This is a genomic window from Kitasatospora sp. NEAU-69, assembly GCF_057158765.1.
Map to the genome: position 1 here is coordinate 165,495 of NZ_JBWXUE010000001.1, position 24,417 is coordinate 189,911.

The window sequence follows — 24,417 nt, forward strand, 5'->3', positions numbered from 1 at the left end:
GACGGCAGGCCCTAGCGAAGGGTGGTGCCGGCGGGCTCGTCGAGGAGGACGAGGTCGCGGCGGGTGGGCAGGCCCTCCCAGTCGCCGCAGGTGGTGACGGCGAAGGCGCCGGTGGTGGTGGCCCGGTGGAGGCGGTCCTCGACGTCGAGGCCGTCCAGCAGGCCGGAGAGGTAGCCCGCGACGAACGCGTCGCCGGCGCCGACGACATCGACGACGGGGACCTTGCGGGCCGGTACGCGGACGGTGCCGCGGACGGTGCTGACGTTCGCGCCGTCGCCGCCGCGGGTGATCACCACGTCGCTGCGCCCCTGGGCGAGCAGCGCGGCGACCGCGTCGGGTTCGGGCAGGGACGGGTCCTCGGAGACCAGGTGCAGTTCGTCGGCGGAGGCGACCAGCACGTCGGCCATCCGGGCCAGTGGCAGCAGCGCCTTCCTCGCCTCGGCCGATGACCAGAGACGGGCCCGGTAGTTGACGTCGAGGCAGACGGTGATGCCGAGTTCCCCTGCTCTGACGGCTGCCGCGCGGACGGCTTCGGCGGCGCCGGGGCCCAGGGCGGGGGTGATCCCGGTCAGGTGGAGGATCCGGACACCGGGGCTCAGGGCGGGCAGCACATCGGCGGTCCGCAGGGCCGATCCGGCCGACCCGGCGCGGTAGTAGGCGACCCGGACCAGGCCGGCGATCCGGTCCTCGCGGGCCAGCAGGCCGGTGGGCCGGCCGTCCGTGTCGAGCTGCGCGTGGCTGACGTCGACCTGCTCCGCGCGCAGTGTGCGCAGGACGAGGGCGCCGAACTCGTCGTCGCCGACCCGGCCGACCCAACCCGTCCGGTGGCCGAGCCTGGCCAGGCCGATCGCCACGTTGGCCTCGGCGCCCGCGACGGACAGCTGCATCGGCGCTCCGAGCCTGACCGGGCCGGTGGCCCGCAGGGCGGCCATGGTCTCCCCGACGGTCACGACATCGAGCGGTGCCGTGCCGGTCATGCCGCGATCTCCTCGGTGAGGGCGGTGCGCCAGCTGGCGACGCGCTCGCGCAGTGCGAGCAGGTCACCGCCGGCGGCGGCGTCGCCGACCAGGGGTGAACCGACGCCCACGGCGACCGCGCCGGCGGCGAGGTAGGCGAGGGCCGAGGCGGCGTCGATGCCGCCGACGGGGACGAACGGCACGGCGGGGAGGGGGTCTCGCAGTGCCCTCAGGTAACCGGGACCGCCCAGCGAGGCCGGGAAGAGTTTGACGGCGAGGGCTCCGCTCTCGCTCGCGGTGATCACCTCGCTGGGTGTCAGCGCGCCGATCAGCAGCGGGAGTTCGGAGGAGAGGTGGCGCAGGCCGGGTGTGACGAGGAAGCTCGCGCCGGCGTCGCGGGCGCGGGCGGCGTCCTCGCGGGTCAGGACGGTGCCCGCGCCGAGGGTTGCGCGGGGGCCGAGTTCGCGGCGGGCCTGTTCGATGACCCACAGGGCGCCCGGGGTGGTGAGGGACACCTCGGCGGCGGTGATGCCCTCCTCGGCGAGAGTGAGGACGGTGCGCAGCGCCGCGTCGCGGTCGGTGCCGCGCACGATGGCCAGTGTCCGGTACGGCAGTTCGGTCAGGTCGGTCAGGTTCACGGGAGGCCCTTGTCGGTCAGGGGGTGCGGGTGGTGGTCGCGGTGATCGTGAGCTCCCAGCGCAGCGTGCCGCCGGGTGGCACCGTCGCGGCGTCGCGGGGCCCGGCCTCGGCGAGGTCGAAGACGGATCCGAGCATGGGCTCGACGCCGATGCTGCGGTAGGGAGCCGCTGCCGGGAAGCCGCGGAGGTTGCGCCAGAGGGCGACGGAGACGGGCAGGTCGGCGTCGGGGAGGTAGGTGTCGGGGAGATCGGTGTCGGTGCGCAGGGACATGGAGAGCGTGTCGGGGCCGTCGGTGACCGTCACGCTCGCGCAGTCGGTGAGGATCGCGCCGACCGCGGTGCCGTCGTCAGGGCCGAGCCGGTCCAGGCGCAGGCCGTGCGGTGTCGGCCACGGTCCGGTGAGGTGGCGGGCGCCGCTGGGCCAGGGCCGGTCCAGCAGCTCGGCCGCTTCCGGGAAGAGCCGGGTCGTGGTGGCATCGGGCGCGGTCAGGTGCGCGTCGGGTGTGACGTCCAGCAGCGCGTGTGCCGCCCACAAGAACCGGTACCCGGGGTCGGCGTGCAGCTCGTAGCCGGCGCGCAGCGCGACCGGTCCGGTCTCGACGCGTCGGCGCAGCACGAAGTCGGGGCCGTGCAGGACGTCGGTGTCGCCGTCGCGTTGCCAGGGCCGGGACCAGGCGTCGCCATGGTCGGGCGTGCCACGCACGGTGGGGATGCACTCCTCCAGGCCGCCGGCGTCGACGAAGGCGTCGCCCGGGCGGACGGTGGCGCGGGCCGGATCGGGGCGGTGCCAGAGCCATTCGTGCTCGCCGGCCCGCAGGGAGGTCCACCGGCCGCCGTGCGTCAGGTCGGTGCGGACGGTGAGGGGGACGGCTCTGGGCGGGGTGCTCACCATTCCGCGAACGAGCCGTCCTGGTGGTGCCAGACGGGGTTGCGCCAGCGGTGCCCGCTTTCGGCGGCTCGGCGCACGGCGCTCTCGTCGATCTCGATGCCGAGGCCCGGACCGGTGGGCCGGTTGGCGTGGCCGTCGGTGAAGCGGAACGGCTCGGGGTCGAGCAGGTAGTCCAGGAGGTCGTTGCCGCGGTTGTAGTGGATCCCGAGGCTCTGTTCCTGGATGAGGAAGTTCGGTATGGCGAAAGCGAGTTGGAGGCTGGCTGCGAGGGCTATCGGCCCCAGGGGGCAGTGCGGGGCCATGGTGACGTCGTGGGCCTCGGCGAGGGACGCGATGCGCCGCACCTCGGAGATGCCGCCGGCGTGCGAGACGTCGGGCTGCGCCACGGCGATGCCGGTGGCGAGCACGTCGCGGAAGTCGGTGCGGGAGTAGAGACGCTCACCCGTGGCCAGCGGGACGGAGGTCGAATCGACCAGGCGGCGCAGGTCGCGGGAGTGCTCGGGGAGGACGGGTTCCTCGACGAACATCGGGTGGAACGGCTCCAGCAGGGGCAGCAGCCGCCGGGACATGGCGGTGGACATCCGCCCGTGGAAGTCGACGGCCACGTCGCGCTCGTCGCCGAGCACCTCGCGGACGGCGGCCACCCGGTCGATGACGGCCTGGGTCTGGGCCGGGGTGTCGATCGGGCGCAGCTGCGCCGAGCCGTTCATCTTGACGGCGGTGAAGCCGGCCTCGACCTGGGCCTGGGCGAGTTCGGCGACGTCGGCGGGGCGGTCGCCACCGATCCACGCGTACATGCGCACCCGGTCGCGGACGTGGCCGCCGAGCAACTGGTGGACGGGAACGCCGTGGACCTTGCCGGCGATGTCCCACAGGGCCTGATCGATACCGGCGACCGCGCTGGAGAGCACCGGGCCGCCGCGGTAGAAGCCGCCCTTGGTGAGGGTCTGCCAGTGGTGCTCGATGCGCAGCGGATCCTCGCCGACCAGGTACTCGGCGATTTCGCGGACGGCGGCCTGCACGGTCTCGGCGCGGCCTTCGACGATCGGCTCGCCCCAGCCGGTGATCCCCTCGTCGGTGGCGATGCGCAGGAACAGCCAGCGCGGGGCGACGAGGTAGGTCTCCAGTGACGTGATCTTCATCCGGTCGCTCCGCGGTCGGCGTCGTCCATCAGGTTGTCGTCCATCACGTCGTGGAGATCGGTGGCGGCCTGGGCGAGCAGGGCGTGGACGGCGCGGGCGGCCGCCTCCGGTTCCCGCGCGCGTACGGCGTCGAGGACGGCCCGGTGGGCGGGGACGGCATCGGCCCAGTGGTCGGCGCCGTGCACGATCTGGTCGCGCACCCGCAGGCCGGCCTCGATCACCACTTCCATCCGGGTGAGGAGCTCGTTGTGGGCGGCGGCCAGCAGTGCGCGGTGGAAGGCGAGGTCGGCTTCGACCATGGCCTGGGCGTCGCTGCCCGCGGCCGCCATCCGGTCGAGGGCGTCCTCCAGTGCGGCGAGGTCGGCCTCATCACGTCGCTCGGCGGCCAGGCGGGCCCCGGCGGGCTCGACGATGCCCCGGACCTCGCCGAGGTTGTCGAGGAAGGCCCCGTCGGGGATGCCCCGGCCCTGCCAGCGCAGCAGGTCGCTGTCCAGGAGGTTCCAGTCGGAGCGCGGTCTGACGAAGGTTCCGCGCTTCTGGCGGGAGTCGATCAGTCCTTTGGACGCCAGGACCCGCAACGCCTCGCGGACGACGGTCTTGCTGACGCCGAGTTCCTGCTCGATCTGGTCGGGGTGGATCAAGGCGCCCGGGGCGTAGGTACCGTGGATGATCCGCTCGCCGATGACTTCGATGGCCTGTCCGTGCAGGCCTCGTACCGGTGGGTTCATGGCGGCTGCCCCTTCCTTGGTCTGGGCTTGCGTGGTCTGGGCTTGCGTGGTTTGGGCTTGCTGGGTCTGGGCTTGCTGGGTCTGGGCTTGCTTGGTCTGCCTGTTTACGAGGAGGCCTTGACGACGGACCAGCCGCCGTCCACCACCAGGTTCACGCCGGTGACGTAGGAGGCGTCCGAGGAGGCGAGGAACGCCACGGCTGCCGCGACCTCCTCGGGGCGGCCGAAGCGCTTGGCGACGGTCTCGGCGACGCTGCCGGCCCGTCCGGCCTCGTCCACCCGGTCCCAGGCGGCGGTCATGATCGGGCCGGGCACGACGGTGTTCACGCGGACCCGGGGGCCGTACTCGACGGCGAGCTGGCGACCCATCGCGCACAGGGCGCCCTTCGCGGCGGCGTAGGCCGGGTGGCCCGGCAGGCCGACCAGCGCGTGCACGGAGGAGGTGAGCACCACCGAGCCCGCACTGTCCTGCAGGATCCCGGCGAAGGCGCGGATCGCGAGCCAGGATGCCTTGAGCGTGACCGTGAGCTGGGTGTCCCACTCGACTTCGGTCAGCTCGTGGGCGGGTTTGACGACGACGGCGTAGGCGTTGCTGTGCAGCACGTCCAGTCGTCCGTAGCGGCTGCGCACGTGCGCGGCCAGCTCGTCCCACATCGCCGCGGAGGTCACGTCTCCGTGCCGGTACTCGGCTTGGCCGCCTTCACTCGTGATCGCCGCCACGACGGCCCGGCCGTCCGCGTCGGCGATGTCGATGGCGATCACGGCCGCCCCCTCGGCGGCCAGCCGCCTCGCTGTGGCGGCGCCGATGCCGCCGGCGGCACCGGTGATCAGGGCGACGCGGCCCTGGAATCTTCGACAGGTCTGCTCGGTCACGTCGCTACCGTAATGCTTGTGATTAATTATGCAAATATCTCGGCCGGTCACTGTAGGTCACCATTGGTCACCGCAAGACCTCGGTCGGGGACGTGCCGGGCAGGGGTGAGAGGCGGGTCGCCGAGGGCCCGGGAACTCTAAAGGGAGGGTAAAGCGTTCGGCTGGGAAGTGGCAGGCTAGGCTGCCCTCACAGCCAGATCGACCCGTGCCCTGGAGGTACCGGCCTTGCACATCGACGAGTGGATCCAGAGTGTGCCGCCTGGAGCGGTCTATGCCCTGGTCGCCCTGATCATCGGCGTGGAGAGCCTGGGCATCCCGCTCCCTGGTGAGATTGCACTGATCACGGCTGGAGTGATGGCCTCCAAGGGGACCATCAACCCGGTCCTGATCGCCGTCTGCGCGATGGCCGGTGCGATCATCGGCGACTCGATCGGGTACTCGATCGGCCGCAAGGGCGGCAAGCCGCTCTTCGAGAAGCTGGGCCGCAAGTTCCCGAAGCACTTCGGCCCGGAGCATCTGAGCACGGCCGAGCGCTCGTTCCAGAAGTGGGGCATGTGGGCCGTCTTCTTCGGCCGGTTCGTCGCTCTGCTGCGGATCTTCGCCGGCCCGCTGGCCGGTGCGCTCCGGATGCCGTACTGGAAGTTCCTGATCGCCAACGTGCTCGGCGGCGTGATCTGGGCGGGTGGCACGACGGTCGCCGCGTACTACGCGGGCAAGGCGGTGGAGAAGTACTTCTCCAGCTTCTCCTGGGTCGCCCTGGGGCTGGCCGTCGTCGCCGGGGCCGTGACGGCCCTGGTGATCAAGCGCCGTGCCGGCCGTGCGCATGCCGCGGAGGTCGGTCACGGCGGTCAGGCCGGCCACGAGGCCGGGGAGCGCGCGGCGGAGGGCGCTGCGCAGTCCTGACGAGCGAGCCGCCTGCGCTGCTGACGCCGTGTCACCGCCCCTTAGGATCGGGACGGATACGACCAGAGCGACAGCGGAGGCTTCGATGAACCAGCAGCAGTGGACCGCGGTGGACGAGTACCTGGACGGTGTTCTGGTCGGCGAGGACCCTGCGCTCGTCGCCGCGCTGGCGACCAGTGTCAAGGCCGGTCTGCCGCAGATCGCGGTCTCGCCGAGCCAGGGCAAGCTGCTCCACCTGCTCGCCCTGACGGCCGGGGCCCGCCGGATCCTGGAGGTCGGCTCGCTCGGCGGCTACAGCGCGATCTGGCTGGGTCGCGCACTGCCCGCCGACGGCCGGCTGGTCTCGCTGGAGCTGTCCCCGGCGCACGCGGCCGTCGCTCGGGCGAACCTGCACGAGGCGGGACTGGAGAAGGTCGCCGAGGTCCGCACCGGCCGGGCCGCCGACAGCCTCGCCGAGCTGGTGGACGACGGCGCCGAGCCGTTCGACCTGGTCTTCATCGACGCGGACAAGCCGAGCAACCCCGAGTACTTCGAGTGGGCGCTGCGGCTCACCCGGCCCGGCTCGCTGATCATCGTCGACAACGTGGTGCGCGGTGGCGCGGTGGCGGACGAGGACAGCACCGATCCGGCGGTCATCGGGGTCCGCCGGATGCACGAGATGATCGCGGCCGAGCCGCGGGTCACCGCGACGGCGGTGCAGACGGTGGGCAGCAAGGGGTACGACGGCTTCACACTGATCCGCGTGATGAGCTGACCCGTGCCCGGAGTACCGGGCACGGCCGGCCGGAGCGCGATCGGCTGGAGCGCGATCGGTCTGCGCTCCGGCCTTTCACGTGCGGCTGCGGCACTCCGTCTGAGCCGGCTCAGCGGCGGGAGGTCAGGCGCTGCGTCAGCTCTGCCAACTGCTCGCGGGCGGCGCGGTCGTAGGCCTGCTCATGAGCCCGGCTGTCGGTGAACTGGTCGAAGTACCGCCCGGTGACCTCGGCCAGCGCCGGATCGGTGATCAGCCGGACGGTCGGGCGGACGCCCTCCTCGACGCCGACCGCGGGCTCGAGCCCGTAGGCGTGCAGCGCGCGCACTCCCGGCGTGTCCATCAGGTGCGCGGGGTGCAGCGCGTTGACCGTGACGCGCTGGCCGGCGGCAGTCAGCTCGGCGGCCAGATCGAAGCTGGACATGATCAAGGCGAGCTTGCTCCGGCAGTAGGCCTCCAGCGCGTCGTACTCCCGCTCCATCATCACGTCGGTGAAGTCGATCGGGGACTGTCCCATCGACGCGACATTGACCACTCGGCTCGGCGCGGTGACCGGCTCTGACGCTTCGCTGGTGGTGTGCGTGGCCGGGGCTGCCGCACTCGCGCTGAGCAGCGGCAGCAGCCCGCGCGTCAGCGCATACGGTGCCAGGTAATTGACGGCCAGCAGGAGGTCGTGCCCCTGCACGCTGAGCTGGCGCACCTTCGGCTGCGCGCTGGTGACCACCACCGCGTTGTTGACCAGGACGTCGAGCCTCGGTTCGGCATCGGTGATGCGATCGGCCAGGTCGTGGACCTGGTCGAGGTCGGCCAGGTCGGCCAGGTATCCGCGTGCTTCGGCACCGAGGCCGCGGACCTCTGCGGTGACGGCGGCCAGCCGGGTGGCATCGCGGCCGTGCAGAAGGAGGGTGTGCGCGGGGTTCGCGCGGGCCAGCTCCAGTGCCAGGGCGTGGCCCATGCCACTGGTGGACCCGGTGATCAGGATGGTTCGGCGTGCTGAGGACTGAGTAGTGGTCATGCCTTGAGTTGTATCAAAGACTTGATACATGGGCAACAGTTGATCTAGATCCATGCCCGTGTCATGGTCAGTGCATGTACTGAGATCAGTGCTCGAAGCATGATTAGGGGTATGTCTCGGATCCAGGCTGATATCGAGATCCATGCTCGTATCGATGTCCATGCCGGTAGAGTTCCGTGTCATGGATGCGCTGGCCGGAATGCAGGGGATGCCCGCTGAAGAGCGGCTCGGGTTCGACATCAAGCGGGCCGAGCAGGCCGTGATGGCCGCGAAGTCCGCCGCGCTGCGCGGCTCCGGGCTGAGCGTGCCGCAGTACGCCGCCCTCCTGGTGCTCGCGGACAACCCGGGCATCTCGGGCGCCGCCCTCGCCCGTGCCTGCCTGGTGACCCCGCAGGCGATGGCCGCGTTGCTGAAGAACCTCGAGGAGATCGGGCTGATCAGCCGCACCGCCCACCCCTGGCACCAGAAGATGCTGGAGACGCGCCTCACGCCGGACGGCCAGGAGGCCGTCCGGATCGCCGACGGGCACGCGGTGCGGCTGGAGCGTCGGCTGGCGCAGGCCTTCACGCCGGCGGAGCGGGACACCCTCCGCGCGCTACTGGCCCGCTGCGTGGCGGTCGTTCAGGAGGACTAGCGCCCGTTGCCCGTTGCCCGTCGCTAGCCCGTCGCTCGCTCGCCGGCGGCGGGGTGGATCCCGATGCTCGCGGGGTGGCAAGGGGGCTGGGCCGAGCGAGGTTCGCGTGCGGGGGAACGGGCCCACGCGGTGCGCTCGTCAGTGCCGCGGTGTCGTTCACCCCTGAGTCCTGGGGCTGCACAGGCGGATCTCTGTCTACGGATCTGTTGATATCAAGTATCTTGACATCGAGATTAATCTGGGCCAGGCTGCTCCCGATCTTCGAATCGAACGGGGGCCTGGCGCATGCAGTGGGACGAGAACGGTCTGGTGGCGCAGCTGCGGCGGCCGCCGGGTGGGCGGGATGCGCGGATCATGCTGCTCGCGCAGGCGTTGGACCGCACGGGATCCGGTGTGTGGGCGGCGGCCTCGGTGCTGTACTTCACCTTCGTCAGCCACCTGGATGCCCGGCACCTCGGGCTGCTGCTGGGTGTCGGCGCGGTGGCGGGTGTCGTCGGTTCGCCGCTGGCGGGGCGGCTGGCCGAGTGGCTGCCGGTGCGCTGGTTGCTGATCGGCTGTCACCTGCTGCGGTTGGCCACGATGGGCCTGCTGATGGTGTGCCAGGGCTTCGGCGCGCTCTTGCCGGTGGTCGCCGCCACCTTCCTGGGCGATCGGGCGGCCAAGACGCTGGAGATGCTCTTCGCCACCCGGGTGGCGGGCGAGCGGCGTGCCACGTACCAGGCTCTGTTCCGCAGCGTGGCCAACGCCGGTTACGCGCTCGGCGCGGGGATCGCGGCGATCGGTCTGGCGGTCGGGACCAGGGACGCCTATCGGGCGCTGATCCTGGCCAACGCCCTCTCCTACGTGCTCGCCGCCGTGCTGGTCTGGCGGGTCCGGGAGCCGAGCGGCGGCGGACGTGTGGTGGCGCGCGCGGCAGAAGCGGTCGCCACGCCAGGCGTGCCAGGCGCCCTGAACGCGCCGGATGCGGGGCCGCTGCCCAGCCCGTGGCGCGACCGCGGCTACCTGCTCTTCGTCCTGCTGGACATCCCGATGAACCTGGACGACTCGGTCCTCAACGTCGGGCTCCCGCTCTGGCTGGTGAACCACACCCGTGCGCCGCACGCCTTCGTCCCGGCGTTCCTGGTGGTGAACACCGTGCTGGTCGTCCTGCTGCAACTGCGCGTGTCGGCGAAGGCGGACGGCCCGCGCCGCGCTGCGACGGCGGTGGCGCTGTGGGGCGTGACGATGCTCGTGTGCTGTGGGGTGCTGGCGGCCAGTACCGGCGGCGGGATCTGGACGTCCGTGACGGCGCTGCTGGTCGCCGCGGTGCTGGTCACGCTGGCGGAGCTGATGCGCTCGGTGAGCTCCTGGGAGCTGGCGGTCAGCCTCGCCCCGCAGCGGGCGCAGGCCTCCTACCTGGGGGTGGCCGGCATGTCCCAGTCGGTGCAGAGGTCCGTCGGCCCGCTGCTGCTGACCGGCGTGGTGCTCACGGCCGGAGCGACCGGCTGGCTGGTCCTCGGCGTGGTGGTCGTGGTGCTCTCGCTCGTCCAGCGGCGCGCCTGCCTGAAGCGCCTGGACTCGCTGCGGGTGGGTGCCGCGCTGACCGGCTCGGCTGAGCGCGAGTCCGTTGCGTCGTCCTGACTGCAGGGGTGCGCCACCGGCCGCAGCGAAGGCCCGGTGGCGATCAGCCCCGTCAGTGATCAGCCACGTCGGGGTCAGCCCGGGCGGCGGTCGGTCGGGCGGCGGGGCGGGATCGGGGCGGCCGCGAAGTCGCGCGGGCCGGTCCACAGCGCCGGGACGGCATCGGCCCGCCGGCACAGCTCGTACGCGATCTGCTCGTAGTTGACCCGCCAGCCGTGGAAGTGCGGCCAGGCGAGCACCGTGGGCCGCTCGGTCTCGAAGCCGGCGGCGCTGATCATGGTGACGGCGGCATCGAACTCGGCGTAGCTCAGCCGGATCGGGCTGTTGGGGTCGGGGTCGGCGTCATGCGGGAGCTCGATCACCCTGGCGATGTCGCGCAGGGCCGTGAACCCGGCGCGCAACACCAGGCGGGCTTCCGGCGGCGCGGTGCGCGGGTTGACGGCGAGCTGGATCGCGGCGGCGTCCAGGACCGCGACCAGCCCGACGATCCAGTTGCGGTAGGGCTGCGGGGAGCGGAAGGCGAGCAGCACCGGGTAGTTGGAGTGGCTCTCGCCGAGCTCGGCGGCCAGCCGTTCCCAGTCGCGGTAGAGCTCCGGAAGCGCGGTCTCGGTGTCCACCAGCGACTGCCGGGCGAGCAGCTCCGGCCCCCAGGCCGGTTCGCCGGCGCGCGACTGGAGCAGCGTGACCTCGACCTCGCGGCGGTTGTAGGTGCCGTAGAGGGTGGGCAGGTAGGCGATCTGGAGCGCGATCACCAGTGGTCCGCTGGCCGCGGCCAGGAAGTCCAGCGCGGAGAGCCGAAGCCGGTCGCCGCTCGCGAAGCCGAGCGTGAAGAGGCTGGATCCGGCCTCGCGGAACGCGACGCCCCAGCCGAAGCTGGAGGTGCTGTACAGCAACAGGGTGAACGCGCCGAGCAGTGCGACGAGCCAGCAGAAGAGCATCCCCATCAGCATGATCGGGGCGAGCCACGCCTGGGTCCGGTCGTGCGCGCGGTACGTGCCGAACGGCGCGGCGAAGAGCCGCAGCACCGCGCGGGTGGACCGCCACAGCGTCATGGTCAGTGACGAGTGGATCCCCCGCGGCACCACCAGGGTGCGCAGGATGTTGGCCACGGTGAGCACGAGTAGTAGGACGCCGGCCAGCCCGGTGATCAGCCTCATGGGGGTCATTGTCGATCATCACACCGGTTGCCCGCCTGTTTGGGCCAACAGGCGGGCAATCAGAGGAACAGGACGTCAGCTCGGCGGACTTTTGCGCCGCGGTGTCGCCGCCCGGTAGACGGGATCGAGGGCCGGGTCAGGCCGCGATGGAGTCGGCCGGTGCCGGCGGGAGGTACTCCTCCCGGATCTCGCGCGGTCCGAACGGCCAGGTCCGCTCGACCTTCGACCAGACCAGGAAGGCCAGGCAGCCGAGCACCACCCAGGCCAGTGACCACTCGATCGGGTGGAAGCCGGGCGAATTGCGGTCGGCGTAGCCGTAGATCGCCAGCCAGCCGACCGCCGCCACGATGCTCGGGGCGGGGTAGAGCCACATCCGGTACGGCCGCGGCAGCCGTGGCTGGCGGCGCCGCAGCACGGTCACCGCGACGATCTGGGAGAGCGCCTGGACCAGCACCATGACGGTGGTGAGCAGGTCGATCAGGATGGTCAGCGGCGGGTGGGTGGCGCTCGCGCCGACGTGCCGGCTCAGGTAGAAGCCGGCCGCTGTGACCACACCCATGGTGACCAGGCCGGCCACCGGGAACTGGTGCTTGGGGTGCAGCTTGCCGAAGGTGCGGAAGAAGACGCCGTCACGCGCCGCGTCGTAGGGCACCCGGGAGCCGCCCAGCAGCCCGGTGAAGACCGAGGCGAGCGCCGTGATCAGGATCAGCACGGTGACCACGTCGGCCGCGCCCTTGCCCCAGGTCTTCTCCATGACGGCGGAGGCGACCGACTGGGAGGCGACCGACTTCGTGTCGAGCATGTCCTTCCAGTTGACGACGCCGAGCACGCCGATCTGCAGCAGCAGGTAGATGCCCATGATGCCGATGATCGAGTAGATGATCGACTTGGGCATCACCCGGCCGGGGTCCTTGACCTCGGCGCCGAGGTAGGCGGACGTGTTGTAGCCGAGATAGTCGTAGATCCCGATGGTCAGACCGGCGGCGAAGCCGAGCCAGAACTGGCCGTGCGTCACCTCGATCGCGTGCGCCGGCCAGGTGAAGGCGCGGGACGGGCTGAAGTGCGTGTAGGAGGCGAGGATCACCGCGGCGACCGAGGCGATCATCACGCACCACATCACGGTGGTGATCCGGGCGATGCTGTCCACCTTGCGCCAGAGCAGCAGGACCACCACGACGACCAGGGCCAGCCCGACCAGGTCGCCCTCGCCCTTGCTCATCGACGGCCACAGGTAGCCGAGGTACTGGACGAAGCCGACCACGCCGGTGGACATGATCAGCGGGATGAAGATCATCGCCGTCCAGACGAACAGGAACGGCATCAGCCGGCCGGTGCGGTACTGGAAGGCCTCGCGCAGGTAGACGTACGAGCCGCCGGAGCCGGGGAGCGAGGCGCCGAGTTCGGCCCACACCAGCCCATCGACCAGTGCCAGCACTGCTCCGGCGATCCAGCCGATCACCGCCTGCGGGCCGCCGAAGGCGGCGACCATCAGCGGGATCGTGACGAACGGTCCGATGCCGCACATCTGGCTCATGTTGATGGCGGTGGCCTGGAAGAGGCCGATTCTTCGGGTGAGACCTGCGGACACCGGTGGGACCTCCGTGCGGGGGAGTGGCGGAGCGAGGGGCAGAGCGAGGAGCAGCGCGAGGAGCAGAGCGAGGGGCATGGCGGAGCCGAGTGGACCGGGTGGAGCCGAGTGGAGGCGGGTGGGGCCGATCGCGCGAGTCGGGCCAAGACGGCACGCGAAGGCGTCGAGGTGTGATTAAGTTAAAGAACCTAACTATCAGCGTCAAGAGCTGGCGCCAACGGAGTGCGAAGGGATTACAGCCGTCTCACGGCCGACGCATAGAGTGGCGCCGGCACGCATGATCACCGGAGTGATCACACAGGCAGGGAAGGGCACCCAGGCGATGACGGAACAGCCGTGGAACCGGCAGCGGCTGCGCAGCAACAACGAGTGGCTGCTGCTGGAGCGGCTGCGCACCGAAGGCCCCGCGTCGCGGGCCCAACTCGCCAGGGACACCGGCTTGTCCAAGCCCACGGTGTCCGCCGCACTGGCCACCCTGGAGCTCGCCGGGCTGGCCCGGGAGGCGGGTCTGCTGGCGCCGGAGCGTGGCCGCGTAGCCGTGCTCTACGAGCCCGACCCGACCGCCGGCCATGTGCTGGGCATCGACATCGGCCGGGCCTGGCTGCGGGTCGCGGTCGCCGACCTGTCCGGGCGGATCGTCACCCGCCAGGACGTCCCGAACCGGGCCCGGACCGCCGATGCGGTGGCCGACGCAGTGACCGACGCCGCCCGGATCGCGATCGCGGAGGCAGGGCTGACGCCCGCCGACGTGGTGCACGCGGCGATCGGGACGCCCGGCGTCTGGGACGAGAGCGAACAGCGGGTCCGGTACGCCGCGAACCTGCCGGGCTGGGGGCGGCGCGGGCTCTTCGACCGGATCCGGGCCGGCCTGGCCACCGCGATCAGCGTGCACAACGACGCGAACCTGGCGGCCCTGGGTGAGTACGCGCAGGGCGCGGGCGCCGGCAGCCGGGTGTTCGTCTACCTGCTGATCGGGACCGGCCTGGGGATGGGCGTGGTGGCCGGCGGCAGGCTGCAGCGCGGTGCGCACGGGGCGGCCGGCGAGATCGGGTTCCTGCCGATGTCGGGCAGGGGTGCGCTCGCCCGGCCCGGCGGGTCAGGTGGGGGCGGCGAGCAGCAGCCCGGGATGCTGGAGTCGGCCGTCTCGGCGGAGTCGGTGCTGCGCACCGCACGGGAGTTGGGGCTGCACGACGTCACGGACGCGAAGGCCGTGTTCGACGCGGCCCGGGCCGGTGACCCGGCCGCACTCGCCGTCGTCCAGCACGAGGCGGAGCAACTCGCCTACGCGGTGGCGGTGGTGTCGTCGGTGCTCGATCCGGACCTGGTGGTCCTCGGCGGTGGCGTCGGCACCAGCGCCGATCTGCTGCTGGGGCGGGTCGAGGAGGCGTTGCACGATCTGACCCCGTTGCGTCCGCGACTGGCGCCGAGCCTGCTCGGGGAGGACGCGGTGCTGATCGGCGCGCTGGCCACGGCGCTGCGCACCGCGCGGCCGGAGGTCTTCGAGCGGCGCTCGGCTGCGGTCGCCCGGACCTGACACCACGTCGGATCCGGGCACCGGCTTCGGTCGGGATCGCCCGCTTCCCGGAAGCTGTCTGACGGACCGTCAGATTTGCTGTTGGGAGAGCTGGCTGAAACGTTCCAGGCTCTGCTGGTAGGCGACCGGGGTCACGTGCATCGGGCCGGTGTAGGGGTGCGTCATGTGCAGCACCAGGTAGATGCCGAAGCCGACCACCGAGCCGACCAGGCCGAGCGCGATCGCCTCGCGCCGCTGGAAGGTGAGGCCGGCGATCGGCGCGTAGAGCAGGACCAGCAGGCCGGTGCCGACCAGGGCGGGGTAGAGCGGTTCGGGCAGCGAGGCGGTGGCGTCCGCGAGCCGGATCTGGCGCTTGGTGTAGATGTCGTCCAGGTCCGAGAGCATGGTGGTGCGCTGGTCCGAGTTCGGGAGTGACTGCACGTGCGTGCGGACGGCGTCGAGGCCCGCCCAGGCGGCGGGGGCGGCGTCGCCGTGGGTCATCGCCTGGAAGTCCGGGCCGATCACGTCGGTGACGTAGCTGCGCAGCAGTGGCCGGGTCGTCGGATCGGCGTCCGTGTAGGCCGCGTTGAGGGCGCGCGCCTCGTCCCAGGTGTGGCCGCGCGCGGTGTTGAGGTTCGACCAGGAGCCGGCGATCAGGAACGCCGCGACCAGGATGAAGGAGGAGAGCGACGCCGATCCCAGGAAGCTGAGCGCGCCTCCGGAGAACGCGCCCTCGCGGGACCGGGCGGTCCGGCCGAAGACGGCCAGGATGCCCACGGCCAGCGCGGCGCCGAGCAGCACGGCGATGACGATTCCCAGGCTCAACGGTGCCTCCCGAGTGAGTGGTTGACGAAGGTGACGGCCGCCGCGAGAACGGCCGGGATGGAGACGGCGACCAGGATGAAGGTGCCCTGCGGGTCGCCGACCGGGACCGTCAGGCTGTCGTCCGGCGGACGGGTGGGCACGGCGGTGGTGGCGTGCAGCTGGCTCGGCGGCGGCGGGAGCGGCAGCCGTGGTGCGGTGGGGGGCGGCGGCGGGGGTGTCGCCTTCTTCGGCGCGGGGGCGACGGGCAGGGCCGCGATGTGGTGGACGACCGGTTTGACGGGTGCCGGGGTGGGCTTCGGCGGGGGTGGCGGCGGCGGTGCGGGCGGTGATGGCGCCGGGGGTGGGGGTGGCGGCGGCGGTGCAGGGCGCGGCGGGGGTGGGGGAGCGTGGGGCGGCGGTGGCGGCGGAGTCGGCCGCGGCGGGCCCGGAGGCGGTGGCGGAGGAGGTGGTGGCGGTGGTGGAGGCGGCGGGCACGGTGGCGGTGGTGGGCACGGTGGGGGCGGCGGGACCGGCGGATGGCAGTGGTGCGGCCACGGTGGCCAGTGCGGCTCGGGGGGTTCTGGCGGTACCGGAGGAGGCGGCGGCACGGGTGGTACCGGCGGGTGCGGCAGCTGAGGGGGCTGCGGCAGATCTGGTGGATGTGGCGGGTGCGGGATCGCCGGCCAGGCCGGTGAGGGCTCGGGCAGCCCAGGGGAGTGCTCATGATGCGGCCCGTGCGGGCCGCCTTCTTCGCCGTGCATGCCCAGGACGATAATTCAGCCACCGGACTGTCTGGTCGTCAGATTGCGTAGAAAGTAACCGATGTGACCCGACCGAGTGGCCGTTCCTCGACCCGCCGTACGTGCGGCGAACTCATGTTCTGCGCCTCGCCGAGGGCAGACGTCACCCCGCGAGGTAGCGCCGCAGTACCACCTTGCACTCGGCGATCAGGGCCGGATCGCCGTCCCGGTCCTGCTGGAAGGCCAGTTTGAGCACCGCGTCCGCGCACTCCAGGGCCACCCGCAGGGCCAGTGGTCCCGGGCGGCGGCCGTCGGCGGAGATGTGCTCGAAGGTGAGCCGGTGCAGCAGGCCGGCCACCGCGCTGTTGTTGTCCAGCGTCAGGTCGAGCAGGTGCTCGACATCGTCGAGGCTCGGCGGAGTCGGTCCGGTCAGGCCGAAGTCGAGCGCGCCGAAGCCGGCCACGGCCCGCTTCATCGCGACGAACTCCTCGACCGCGAGATCGACGAAGCCGCCGATGTCCTGCGGGGACTCCGCCGCCAGTCGCCGGTTCAGCCGGTCGAGGTAGCGCTGGAGGTTTCGCCGGGCCAGCGCTGCCAGCAGGCTCTGCTTGCCGGTGAAGAACTGGTACAGCGTGCCGATCGGGACGTTCGCCCGGGCGGCGATCGCCTTCGTGGTCAGCGCGGCCGCGCCGATCTCGTCCAGCAACTCGGCGCAGGCGTCCAGGATCCGCTCCAGCCGCTCCTGGCTGCGCTGTTGCACGGGGCGTCGCCGCAACTCCGGCTCCACCGGATCGCGTGCGCTGCCGGATGCGCTGCCGGATGCACCGCCGGGTGTACCGCCGAGCGCGGCGTCGGCCGCCGCGCCGGACCCGTTCTTCGCAGTCCGCTCGCCCATCTGGTCGCTCCCGCTCCTGCCGTTGTGCTGCCACTACCACTGTGCCGCATCCGGCGCTCGGCGGCGACTCACTATTCTGAGCAGTCCTCATGTTGCTCGCGCTCGGGGTGGAGCCCGGATCGGCGGGGGAGTGGGGCCCGGGTAAGGCAGACACCCACGGTTCGGGCCCACGATGCACCGCATCGTCCCCCTCTCCCAGGACGGCGCTGCGCGCACCATGCTGGTCGTCAGCTTCGCCGGCGAGCGCGACCTCGGCAAGAAGCTGTCGGCGACGACCGCTGGTGGGAGAACCCCGAGGTCAACGCCGCCCGCCAGACGTCCCGTTCACTCGTGGAGCAGTAGGGCGGCGACCGCCTCCGGAGCCTCGTGCATGGCGTCGTGTCCGGTGGGGAGCTCGTGGACCTGCCAGGCGGGATCGGCCTGGAGCCGGGTGCGGAGTTCGGCGAACGGCGTCCGGTGTTCCCAGCCCGAGCAGTAGACGAACTCCCGGCGGGGGACCAGGTCGTGTGCGCCGGTGAGCCGGACCGTCTGCAGGAACGCGGCGAGCGGGTGGGGACGGCGGCGGGGATCGCCGCCGTCCGGCGGCCGGACGGTGTAGCCGGTGGCCGCAGCGCCGGCGGCGAAGACTCCCCGGAAGTGGTCGTTCGTCGATGACCAGCACGACTCGCCGTCGCGCGGCACGTAGGCGTCGAGATGCACGAGGCGTGAGATCCGGCCGTCGGCGCGGTCGGCGGCGGCGGCGATCACCATCCCGGCGTAGCTGTGGCCGACCAGCGTCGCGTTGGTGATGTGGTGACGATCGAGGTGGCGCACCACGTCGTCGGCGTGCGTGTCGAGGTTGGCGCTCGCGATTGTCGCGGCGTCGTCGTCCGGCCGCAGACCGGTCAGGGTCAGGGCGTGAACGGTGTGGCCGGCACGCTCCAGCAGCGGGACCACCGCCTCGAACGACCAGGAGCCCTTCCAGGCGCCCGGCACGAGGACGAACGTCGCCATGTGCTTCTCCTTCTCTCTCAAGCGGCTCAAGCGGCTCAACTGGCTCAAGTGGCCGTCTCATGTGGTTCGGTCGGGCGCTCGGCGCGACCGAAGGCCACTGCGTATGAAGGAAGTTTCACCGGATCAAGGTGTGGCCTGCTACCGCTACGATGCCAACTGATGCCTCTTCGCCGCCAACCTCGCCCGATCGCCGGTCCGACCTCACACATCTGGCCCTCCGGAGGGCGCCACCTGTGGCCCTCCGGCGAAACGAGTACGGTGCAGTCGCACGCCCGGGGCCACCTGGTGTACGCAGCCAGCGGCGTCCTGGCACTTCACAGTGAGCAGGGCACGTTGATCGTCCCCGCCAACCGGGTCGCCTGGACCCCCGCCGGGTTCACGCACTACCACCGCGCCCACGGCGACACCGACATGCGGATCCTCTTCCTCGCGCCATCCCTCGCCCGGCTCGTCCGCGACCACCCCGCCGTGTTCCTGGCCTCCGACCTCGCCCGCGAGGTCCTGCTCGCCCTGACCGGCCCCCGCAACTACGACCCCGCCGCGCCCGGCTACAGTCGCTCGGCGCGCTCGCGCCTCCTCCGCGTCCTCGTCGACGAACTCCGCGAAGCACCCGAACAACCGCTGCACCTGCCGGAGCCGCGGGACGACCGGCTGCAGGCCGTTGCCCGGATGCTGCACGAGACGCCTGCGGACAACGCCACGCTGGCCGAACTCGGGCGGACGATCGGAGCCAGCACCCGCACCCTCAGCCGACTGTTCCGCGACGAACTCGGCATGACCTTCTACGAGTGGCGCACCCAACTGCGCGTCCACCACGCACTCGTGCTCCTCGCCGAGGGCCACGACACCACCCAGACCGCCGCCGCCTGCGGATGGGCCAACCCGAGCAGCTTCATCGCGGCGTTCACCAACATCATCGGAACGACCCCCGGCCGCTACCGAACCGGTCGCCGGCAGTCGTCGCTCCCTTGACCACCTTCCTGTCCCTGGTGTTCGGGAAGGTGGTCTGCGCTGGCAGAGTTCCCTGGTGCGGAATGAATCAAGCCCGGCTCAGGCTGACTTGACCCGAGACAGTTCGGCATGGACGTGCATGGCCAGGGACCGGCTGGTGCTGCTGATCCAGCCGGGCAGGGGATCGGTGAGGCGGGCGTTGAGCGCGGCGATCCAGCCCGCCAGCCGGGCCTTGTCGGCGAACTGGTCACGGATCGTGGCCGCGTTGAGGTGCACGGTGGCGTAGTTCAGTCCGTCGAGCAGCGCGGCTTGAAGCGCGGTGTTGTTGTTGGCGGCTGCGACGGCGGCCTGGTTGTCCCTGGAACCGGCGTTGAAGTAGCGCAGTCCGTTCGTGCCGTGCGGTTCCACGGCGAACGAGATCGCGTTGGCGAACGCCTTGGTGTGCGGGGCCGGCAGTGCCCACTGCTCGTGCCAGCTGCGGCCGGGGTCGGCCGAGTACGCCTGGAAGTAGAAGAGGCCGCCGCCGTGTCCTGCGCTGTTCTCGCCGTTGCGGGCGTAGTTCTCCAGCGTCAGGTAGTCCGTTCCGTCGGTGGCGATGACACCGCCCCAGTGGAATCCCCACAGCACCCGGTTGATGTCGGCGGGATCGCTGATGTTGCGGGTGTTGCTGTAGTCCTGGATCTGCCAGCCGGGCGGCGGGACCGCGGGATGCTTGTTGCCGAGCGAGCCGGTGTAGAGGGCCTGGCCGACCGCGGTGGGACGGGCGAACTGGTTCACCCGGACCGATGCCAGCCTCGCGGCCATGGTCGGTGTGTGCGGGGGCGCAGTGCCCAGGGTGAGGGCCTGGATGTCCTGACCGAAGTCGTGGGCGATGGAGTCCCGTTCGGCGTTCAGCGTGGCGACCGGGGCGAGCGTCAGGTTGCCCACGGCTTGGGTGGCGAGCAGGTACTTCGCGACGTGGTACTCGGCGAACATCTGCTGCGTGGGTGTGCCGTCCCCGAGCGGAACCTTCTCCCCGAGACTGGGCAGTGGGGCGAGCAGCGACCCGATGACCTCCGTGACGGCCACGTCGCAGTTCTCGGTGGTCGTCATGTCGTTGCCGGCCCGACGGGCATCGAGGTTGGCGGCCCGGACCCGCATCAACGTGGTCTCTTTCGTCGCGTGCGGCAGGGTGAAGGTCACGGTGCCGGGCGGATCGAAGAAGAACTGGAAGAGCGAGCCCTGGCCGGCGAGGGCCTGGTTCCACTTCGTGAGCGCCTTGAAGTCGGCGTAGAAGTGCTTGGGCTGGCGCTGGGTGAGGTCGGCGTCCTCGATCGCGAACAGCCCGTTCTGCGAGACCCACAGCTGTGGGGACGCCACGGGGGCGATATTGGGCAACCCGGCCGGAGTGAGGAAGGTGTGCCCCACTCCGGCGGCCGCGTCCGGCAGGGCTGAGTGCGCCTCGAACGGCTTCGACGGCGTGTAGGTCAGTGGTCCGGCGGTGCTGTAGTGCCACATGAGAGATCCCCCCTGAAATGCCTCCACCGGAGCCGCGAGATGCACGCGTTCCCGGGGACGATCCCGGACGAACCCGGCGGTGCGGGCTGTTCCGGGCGCCACCACCCCTTGATAGCAGTCCTGTTCGGCCTCCACCAGGGCGCGCAGCAGGCGCAAAGGGCCACGCCCTTCGCTTCCGCACCGGGTGCCGGGAGCGACCACGGGGTGCGCGAGCGCCGCTACCCGACGGACATGTCGGACGCCGAGTGGGCGGAGGTCCGGCCGGTAGGACGAATGCGCCTCGCGTGGGTAATCCGCGTGGCGCCGTCGATGGCCGACTGCGCATGTGGCGCCGGACTCGTTAGCGTGCAGATATGTCTACCGTTGTTCGTCGGCGGCCCGAGCCTCCCTTTCACGCCGGTGGCGGCAGACCGGGCGCGGCGGTGCGTCTGTGATGCGGACGGGAGCGCAGTCGTCAGCGCTGCCGGGCTACCCGGGCGTGCCGCACCGCTGCAGGGTTCCCGAGACGGACCAGCACTATGTCGACGTCGGTGCCGGTGCCGGTGCGCCGGTGCTGTTCGTGCACGGCAATCCGTCGTGGAGCTACATGTGGCGACGCCTGCTGCCCGTCCTGTCGTCGGAGTTCCGGTGCATCGCCCCCGATCTGACCGGCATGGGCCTGTCTGCCCGGCCGGCACCGCCGGCGGAGCCGGCCGAGCGCCTGCGCGCACAACTGGGCGATCTGCAGGCCCTGTACGGGCACCTGGTCACCGAGCGGGGGCTGCCCGCCCGTGGGTGGACGCTGGTGCTGCACGACTGGGGCGGGCCGCTCGGGATCGCGTGGGCGCTGCGCAACCCCGGCGTCGTGGAGCGGCTGGTGGTGCTGAACACGATCGGCTTCCGGCCCCCGGAGGGCTACCGCGTTCCGGCGTACCTGCGGTGGATCCGCGACCTCGGCCCGCTGGCCTCACTGGTGCACGCCACGAACCTGTTCGCCCGCATCGCACTGCGGGTCGGGTGCAGGCGCCGGCTTCCGGCCGAGGTGCGCCGTGCCTACCTGCTGCCCTACGCCAGGAGGCAGGACCGGCGGGCGGTGGTCGACTTCATCCGGTGCATTCCGCGCGACGGTGTGGATGACCCGGTGTGGCGGGAGCTGAATCTGCCCGACGGTTCTGCCGACTTGATGACCGTGCCGCTGTTCGTCGGATGGGGGATGAAGGACCCGGTGTTCACTTCCGTGCTCGCGGACGAGTGGCAGCGCCGGTACCCGCACGCCGCCGTTCACCGTTACCCGGCCGCCGGCCACTTCGTGACGGAGGACGCGGCCGACGAACTCGCCGGGCACATCATTGACTTCCTCCACCGGACGGAGCAGCCGTGAACACGGTCGACCTCTCGGCGCGACTGGAGCGGCTGGCCGACGAGCGGGTGCAGGACGTCGCGCTCGTCTGCGGGCGACGCGACGGAACCGGGCGGCCCGTCAGCTTCGCCGAGCTGCTGGACGCAGTACTACGGACCGCCGATGCCCTGCGTGACGAGGGTGTGGAACGGGGGCAGCGGGCCGTCGTGATGACCCAGGACCCGTTCGAGCTGGCCGTGGTGATCTGTGCGCTGCTCAGGCTCGGCGCCGTCCCCGTGCTGATCGACCCCGGTCTGCCGCGCGCGGACCTTCGGGCGTGCCTGGAGGAGGTGGCGCCCGAGGTGTTCGTCGGGCAACCGGCGGCGCTCCTCGCCCGCCGGGTGCTGGGCTGGGCGAAGGGCCACGTGCGGATCGCCCTGGCGACCAGGGCGGTGCGGCCGGTGGTGTGGGCTGCTCCACTGCCGATCGGACGGCCGACTGAGCAGGCGCGTGCCACGCGGACGTTGCTGCCGGCGCCGGCTTCGGGCGATCTCGCGCTCATCGCGTTCACCTCCGGATCCACCGGCCGGCCCAAGGGCGTGGAGTACCACCACTCCACCCTGGCCGGGCAGTTGGCGGCCCTGGAGCCCCTGCTGGCCGGAGCCGGCCGGGGCCCGTTGCTCTCCGGCTTCCTCCCGTTCGTGCTGTTCGGCCCGGCCCTCGGCCTGACCACCATCGCGCCCGCCGTGAGCCACCGCACGCCGGCCCGCACACCCCCGCGGCGCCTGCTGCGCCCGCTGCTCGACCACCGGGTGTCGACGGTGGCCGCCTCCCCGGCGGTCCTGGGGCTGCTGGCCGCACACTGCGCGCGCAGCGGTCTCGTCCTGGAGTCGGTGAAGCGGGTGCTGTCGTTCGGCGCTCCGCTGCGCCGGCGCCTCGCCGACCTCCTGCACAGCGTCCTGCCCCCGGATGCCGAGGTGCTGAGCGTCTACGGGGCCACCGAGTGCCTGCCGGTCAGCGCGGTGAGCAGTGCCCGGCTGCGGGCCCTGCACGCGGCGGGCGCCGGAGCCGGCAGCTGTGTCGGGCGGCCGTTGCCCGGCTTGAGCGTGCGGGTGCTGGAGGCGGATGCCACCGGGCTGGGCGAGATCGCCGTCGCCGGTCCCAACGTCAGCACCGGCTATCACGCGCGACCGCAGGCGACCGCCGCCGCCAAGCTGGCCACCGACTGCGGGCTGCTGCACCGCACCGGGGATCTGGGCCGCCTCGACGACCAGGGCCGGCTCTGGTTCCACGGTCGCAAGGCCCACCGGGTCCTCGGGGACGGATTCATCTTGTGCACCGAGGACATCGAGGTGGCGACCGGTCGGGTACCGACGGTGCGGCGCACCGCACTGGTCGGGATCGGGCCGGTCGGGAGCCAGCGCGCCGTGCTCTGCGCCGAACTGACGCCCGGCCACCGCAACCGTCAAGCTGCTCTGCGGCTGCTTCACGAGGCGCTCGCGATGGTGGCCGGCGGGCACCGTGTCGAGGCGGTCCTGATCCACCCGGGCTTCCCCACCGATATCCGGCACAACTCCAAGATCGACCGGGTGCAGCTGGCCTCCTGGGCCGTGCGACGCCTCGGGAAGGCGTCGTGACCGGCCCAGGCAAGGTGCTGGTCACCGGTGGCAGCGGCTTCCTCGGGCGGGAGATCTGCCGTCAGCTGGTCGCCCGCGGCACGCAGACCGTCTCGATCAGCCGTCGGCCGAGCGCCGAACTGGCCGAGCTGGGCGTGCGCCAGTACCAAGGCGACCTGGGCGACACCGCCGACCTCGCGGTGCTCGCCCGCGCGGCGAACGGCTGCGACGCCGTGGTCCACAACGCGGCGCTCGCCGGTTGCAGCGGCCCCCTGCGCCCGTACTGGAGGGCCAATGTCACCGGAACGCTGAACGTGATCGCCGCCTGCCGCCTGCGGGCAGTGCCCTCGCTGGTCTACACGTCGACGGCGAGCGTCGTCTTCCGCCCGGGCGGGCTGGAAGGGGTGGACGAACGCGTCCCCTACCCGCGACGGCACTTGGCCGCCTACCCGATGTCCAAGGCGAAGGCGGAGCAGGCCGTCCTGGCGGCCGACGGCCCGTCACTGACCACCGTCTCGCTGCGGCCCCACCTGATCTGGGGCCCCGGCGACCCGCACTTCACCCCGGCGCTCGTCCGCTGCGTCCGCCGGGGACGGCTGTTCATGCCGGGCGACGGTGCCGCGTTGGTCGACAGCACCCATCTGCGCACGGCCGCGCACGCGCACCTGCTGGCGCTCGACCGCCTTCACGCCGGCCACCAGCTCGGCGGCCGGGCCTACTTCGTCGCGCAGGGCGAGCCGCTGCCGCTGGGCAGTCTGGCGCTGCTGCTCCTGGCCGCCGCCGGCGTGACGGCCCGCTGGCAGGCGCTGCCGAGCCCGCTCGTCCACGCGGTGGCCGTGGCGCGGGACGTGGGCGCCCGGCTGTCACGCTCGACCGACACGCACGCGCTGAGCCGCTTTCTGGCGGCCGAACTCACCCACCCGCACTGGTTCGACCTCACCGCCGTCCGCACCGACCTCGGCTTCGCCCCGCCGGTGTCGATGGCCGAAGGCCTGACCGAGCTCGCCGGGGGCGACGGGCTGCCGGAATCCGCGAGACTCCTACTGCCGGCCCGGACCGGGTGAGCACTGTCTGCCGGCTTCGGGTGATCCGCTCCCACAGCGGTGTGCCGAGCAGGGACGCCTGCTCGGGCTTGCACCCGAATGAACCAAGATCCGCGCGGCACGGCCGCGTTGGCACGGCACCCGCGAGCCGCGC

23 protein-coding genes are annotated in these 24,417 nt (G+C 71.8%); 9 read left to right on the forward strand and 14 right to left on the reverse strand.

What is annotated here, in order from left to right:
• Positions 1–11: 11 nt before the first annotated feature.
• From AC060L_RS00680 to AC060L_RS00705, 6 genes are all read right to left on the reverse strand, one after another.
• Positions 12–977: a sugar kinase gene (locus AC060L_RS00680; RefSeq protein ID WP_483796155.1), complete on the reverse strand. Its 966-nt coding sequence runs from the start codon at positions 975–977 to the stop codon at positions 12–14.
• Positions 974–1,594, reverse strand: a complete 621-nt coding sequence (locus AC060L_RS00685) for a bifunctional 4-hydroxy-2-oxoglutarate aldolase/2-dehydro-3-deoxy-phosphogluconate aldolase (RefSeq protein ID WP_483796157.1) — start codon at positions 1,592–1,594, stop codon at positions 974–976. Before AC060L_RS00685 ends, AC060L_RS00680 begins: the two co-directional genes overlap by 4 nt.
• Positions 1,595–1,610: 16 nt before the next feature.
• Positions 1,611–2,486, reverse strand: a complete 876-nt coding sequence (locus AC060L_RS00690) for a hypothetical protein (RefSeq protein ID WP_483796159.1) — start codon at positions 2,484–2,486, stop codon at positions 1,611–1,613.
• Positions 2,480–3,625 carry a galactonate dehydratase gene (gene dgoD / locus AC060L_RS00695; protein WP_483796161.1) on the reverse strand — a complete coding sequence of 382 codons (1,146 nt, stop codon included), beginning with the start codon at positions 3,623–3,625 and terminating at the stop codon, positions 2,480–2,482. Before dgoD ends, AC060L_RS00690 begins: the two co-directional genes overlap by 7 nt.
• A complete protein-coding gene (locus AC060L_RS00700; protein WP_483796162.1) occupies positions 3,622–4,353 on the reverse strand; it encodes a FadR/GntR family transcriptional regulator in 732 nt (243 codons plus the stop codon). Before AC060L_RS00700 ends, dgoD begins: the two co-directional genes overlap by 4 nt.
• A 104-nt stretch (positions 4,354–4,457) precedes the next feature.
• Positions 4,458–5,225: an SDR family NAD(P)-dependent oxidoreductase gene (locus tag AC060L_RS00705; RefSeq protein WP_483796163.1), complete on the reverse strand. Its 768-nt coding sequence runs from the start codon at positions 5,223–5,225 to the stop codon at positions 4,458–4,460.
• A 225-nt stretch (positions 5,226–5,450) separates the two neighbouring features.
• On the opposite strand from AC060L_RS00705, the gene AC060L_RS00710 reads away from it, so the two are divergent.
• On the forward strand, positions 5,451–6,128 hold the full coding sequence (locus tag AC060L_RS00710; protein WP_483796164.1) for a DedA family protein: 678 nt from the start codon (positions 5,451–5,453) through the stop codon (positions 6,126–6,128).
• Between the two features lie 85 nt (positions 6,129–6,213).
• Positions 6,214–6,882, forward strand: coding sequence for an O-methyltransferase (locus AC060L_RS00715; protein ID WP_483796166.1), 669 nt, complete (start codon positions 6,214–6,216; stop codon positions 6,880–6,882).
• Positions 6,883–6,991: 109 nt separating this feature from the next.
• Here the strand turns inward: AC060L_RS00715 and AC060L_RS00720 are convergent, their stop codons facing one another.
• A complete protein-coding gene (locus AC060L_RS00720; protein ID WP_483796167.1) occupies positions 6,992–7,894 on the reverse strand; it encodes an SDR family NAD(P)-dependent oxidoreductase in 903 nt (300 codons plus the stop codon).
• Between the two features lie 208 nt (positions 7,895–8,102).
• Here AC060L_RS00720 and AC060L_RS00725 point away from each other — a divergent pair, with 208 nt between their 5' ends.
• Positions 8,103–8,528 carry a MarR family winged helix-turn-helix transcriptional regulator gene (locus tag AC060L_RS00725; protein ID WP_483796168.1) on the forward strand — a complete coding sequence of 142 codons (426 nt, stop codon included), beginning with the start codon at positions 8,103–8,105 and terminating at the stop codon, positions 8,526–8,528.
• Positions 8,529–8,813: 285 nt separating this feature from the next.
• The gene (locus tag AC060L_RS00730; RefSeq protein ID WP_483796170.1) at positions 8,814–10,148 is read left to right on the forward strand and encodes an MFS transporter; all 1,335 of its coding nucleotides are present in this window, start codon (positions 8,814–8,816) and stop codon (positions 10,146–10,148) included.
• Positions 10,149–10,222: 74 nt separating this feature from the next.
• Here AC060L_RS00730 and AC060L_RS00735 read toward each other — a convergent pair whose 3' ends face one another.
• On the reverse strand, positions 10,223–11,305 hold the full coding sequence (locus AC060L_RS00735) for a hypothetical protein (RefSeq protein WP_483796172.1): 1,083 nt from the start codon (positions 11,303–11,305) through the stop codon (positions 10,223–10,225).
• A 136-nt stretch (positions 11,306–11,441) separates the two neighbouring features.
• Complete coding sequence (locus AC060L_RS00740; protein ID WP_483796173.1) at positions 11,442–12,893, reverse strand: APC family permease; 1,452 nt, start codon at positions 12,891–12,893, stop codon at positions 11,442–11,444.
• A gap of 322 nt (positions 12,894–13,215) precedes the next feature.
• Between AC060L_RS00740 and AC060L_RS00745 the strand changes: the two genes are divergently transcribed.
• Entirely contained in the window at positions 13,216–14,427 is a 1,212-nt protein-coding gene (locus AC060L_RS00745) for an ROK family transcriptional regulator (protein WP_483796597.1), read from the forward strand.
• Positions 14,428–14,496: 69 nt separating this feature from the next.
• Here the strand turns inward: AC060L_RS00745 and AC060L_RS00750 are convergent, their stop codons facing one another.
• From AC060L_RS00750 to AC060L_RS00765, 4 genes are all read right to left on the reverse strand, one after another.
• Positions 14,497–15,231: a bestrophin-like domain gene (locus AC060L_RS00750; RefSeq protein WP_483796175.1), complete on the reverse strand. Its 735-nt coding sequence runs from the start codon at positions 15,229–15,231 to the stop codon at positions 14,497–14,499.
• Positions 15,228–15,371, reverse strand: coding sequence for a hypothetical protein (locus AC060L_RS00755; RefSeq protein ID WP_483796177.1), 144 nt, complete (start codon positions 15,369–15,371; stop codon positions 15,228–15,230). The genes AC060L_RS00750 and AC060L_RS00755 overlap by 4 nt, the downstream gene beginning before the upstream one ends.
• 742 nt (positions 15,372–16,113) lie before the next feature.
• Positions 16,114–16,845, reverse strand: coding sequence for a TetR/AcrR family transcriptional regulator (locus tag AC060L_RS00760; RefSeq protein ID WP_483796179.1), 732 nt, complete (start codon positions 16,843–16,845; stop codon positions 16,114–16,116).
• Between the two features lie 324 nt (positions 16,846–17,169).
• On the reverse strand, positions 17,170–17,838 hold the full coding sequence (locus AC060L_RS00765; RefSeq protein ID WP_483796181.1) for an alpha/beta fold hydrolase: 669 nt from the start codon (positions 17,836–17,838) through the stop codon (positions 17,170–17,172).
• Positions 17,839–18,096: 258 nt separating this feature from the next.
• Between AC060L_RS00765 and AC060L_RS00770 the strand changes: the two genes are divergently transcribed.
• The gene (locus AC060L_RS00770) at positions 18,097–18,810 is read left to right on the forward strand and encodes an AraC family transcriptional regulator (RefSeq protein WP_483796183.1); all 714 of its coding nucleotides are present in this window, start codon (positions 18,097–18,099) and stop codon (positions 18,808–18,810) included.
• A 78-nt stretch (positions 18,811–18,888) separates the two neighbouring features.
• On the opposite strand, the gene AC060L_RS00775 is transcribed toward AC060L_RS00770, so the two are convergent.
• Positions 18,889–20,286 (reverse strand): hypothetical protein, encoded by a 1,398-nt coding sequence (locus AC060L_RS00775; protein ID WP_483796185.1) that lies wholly within the window; start codon positions 20,284–20,286, stop codon positions 18,889–18,891.
• A 325-nt stretch (positions 20,287–20,611) separates the two neighbouring features.
• On the opposite strand from AC060L_RS00775, the gene AC060L_RS00780 reads away from it, so the two are divergent.
• From AC060L_RS00780 to AC060L_RS00790, 3 genes are read left to right on the forward strand one after another with little or no spacing between them, the layout of a single operon-like run.
• The gene (locus AC060L_RS00780; protein WP_483796187.1) at positions 20,612–21,646 is read left to right on the forward strand and encodes an alpha/beta fold hydrolase; all 1,035 of its coding nucleotides are present in this window, start codon (positions 20,612–20,614) and stop codon (positions 21,644–21,646) included.
• Positions 21,643–23,241: an AMP-binding protein gene (locus AC060L_RS00785; protein ID WP_483796189.1), complete on the forward strand. Its 1,599-nt coding sequence runs from the start codon at positions 21,643–21,645 to the stop codon at positions 23,239–23,241. Before AC060L_RS00780 ends, AC060L_RS00785 begins: the two co-directional genes overlap by 4 nt.
• On the forward strand, positions 23,238–24,284 hold the full coding sequence (locus tag AC060L_RS00790; protein WP_483796190.1) for an NAD-dependent epimerase/dehydratase family protein: 1,047 nt from the start codon (positions 23,238–23,240) through the stop codon (positions 24,282–24,284). Before AC060L_RS00785 ends, AC060L_RS00790 begins: the two co-directional genes overlap by 4 nt.
• The last annotated feature ends 133 nt before the right edge of the window (positions 24,285–24,417 follow it).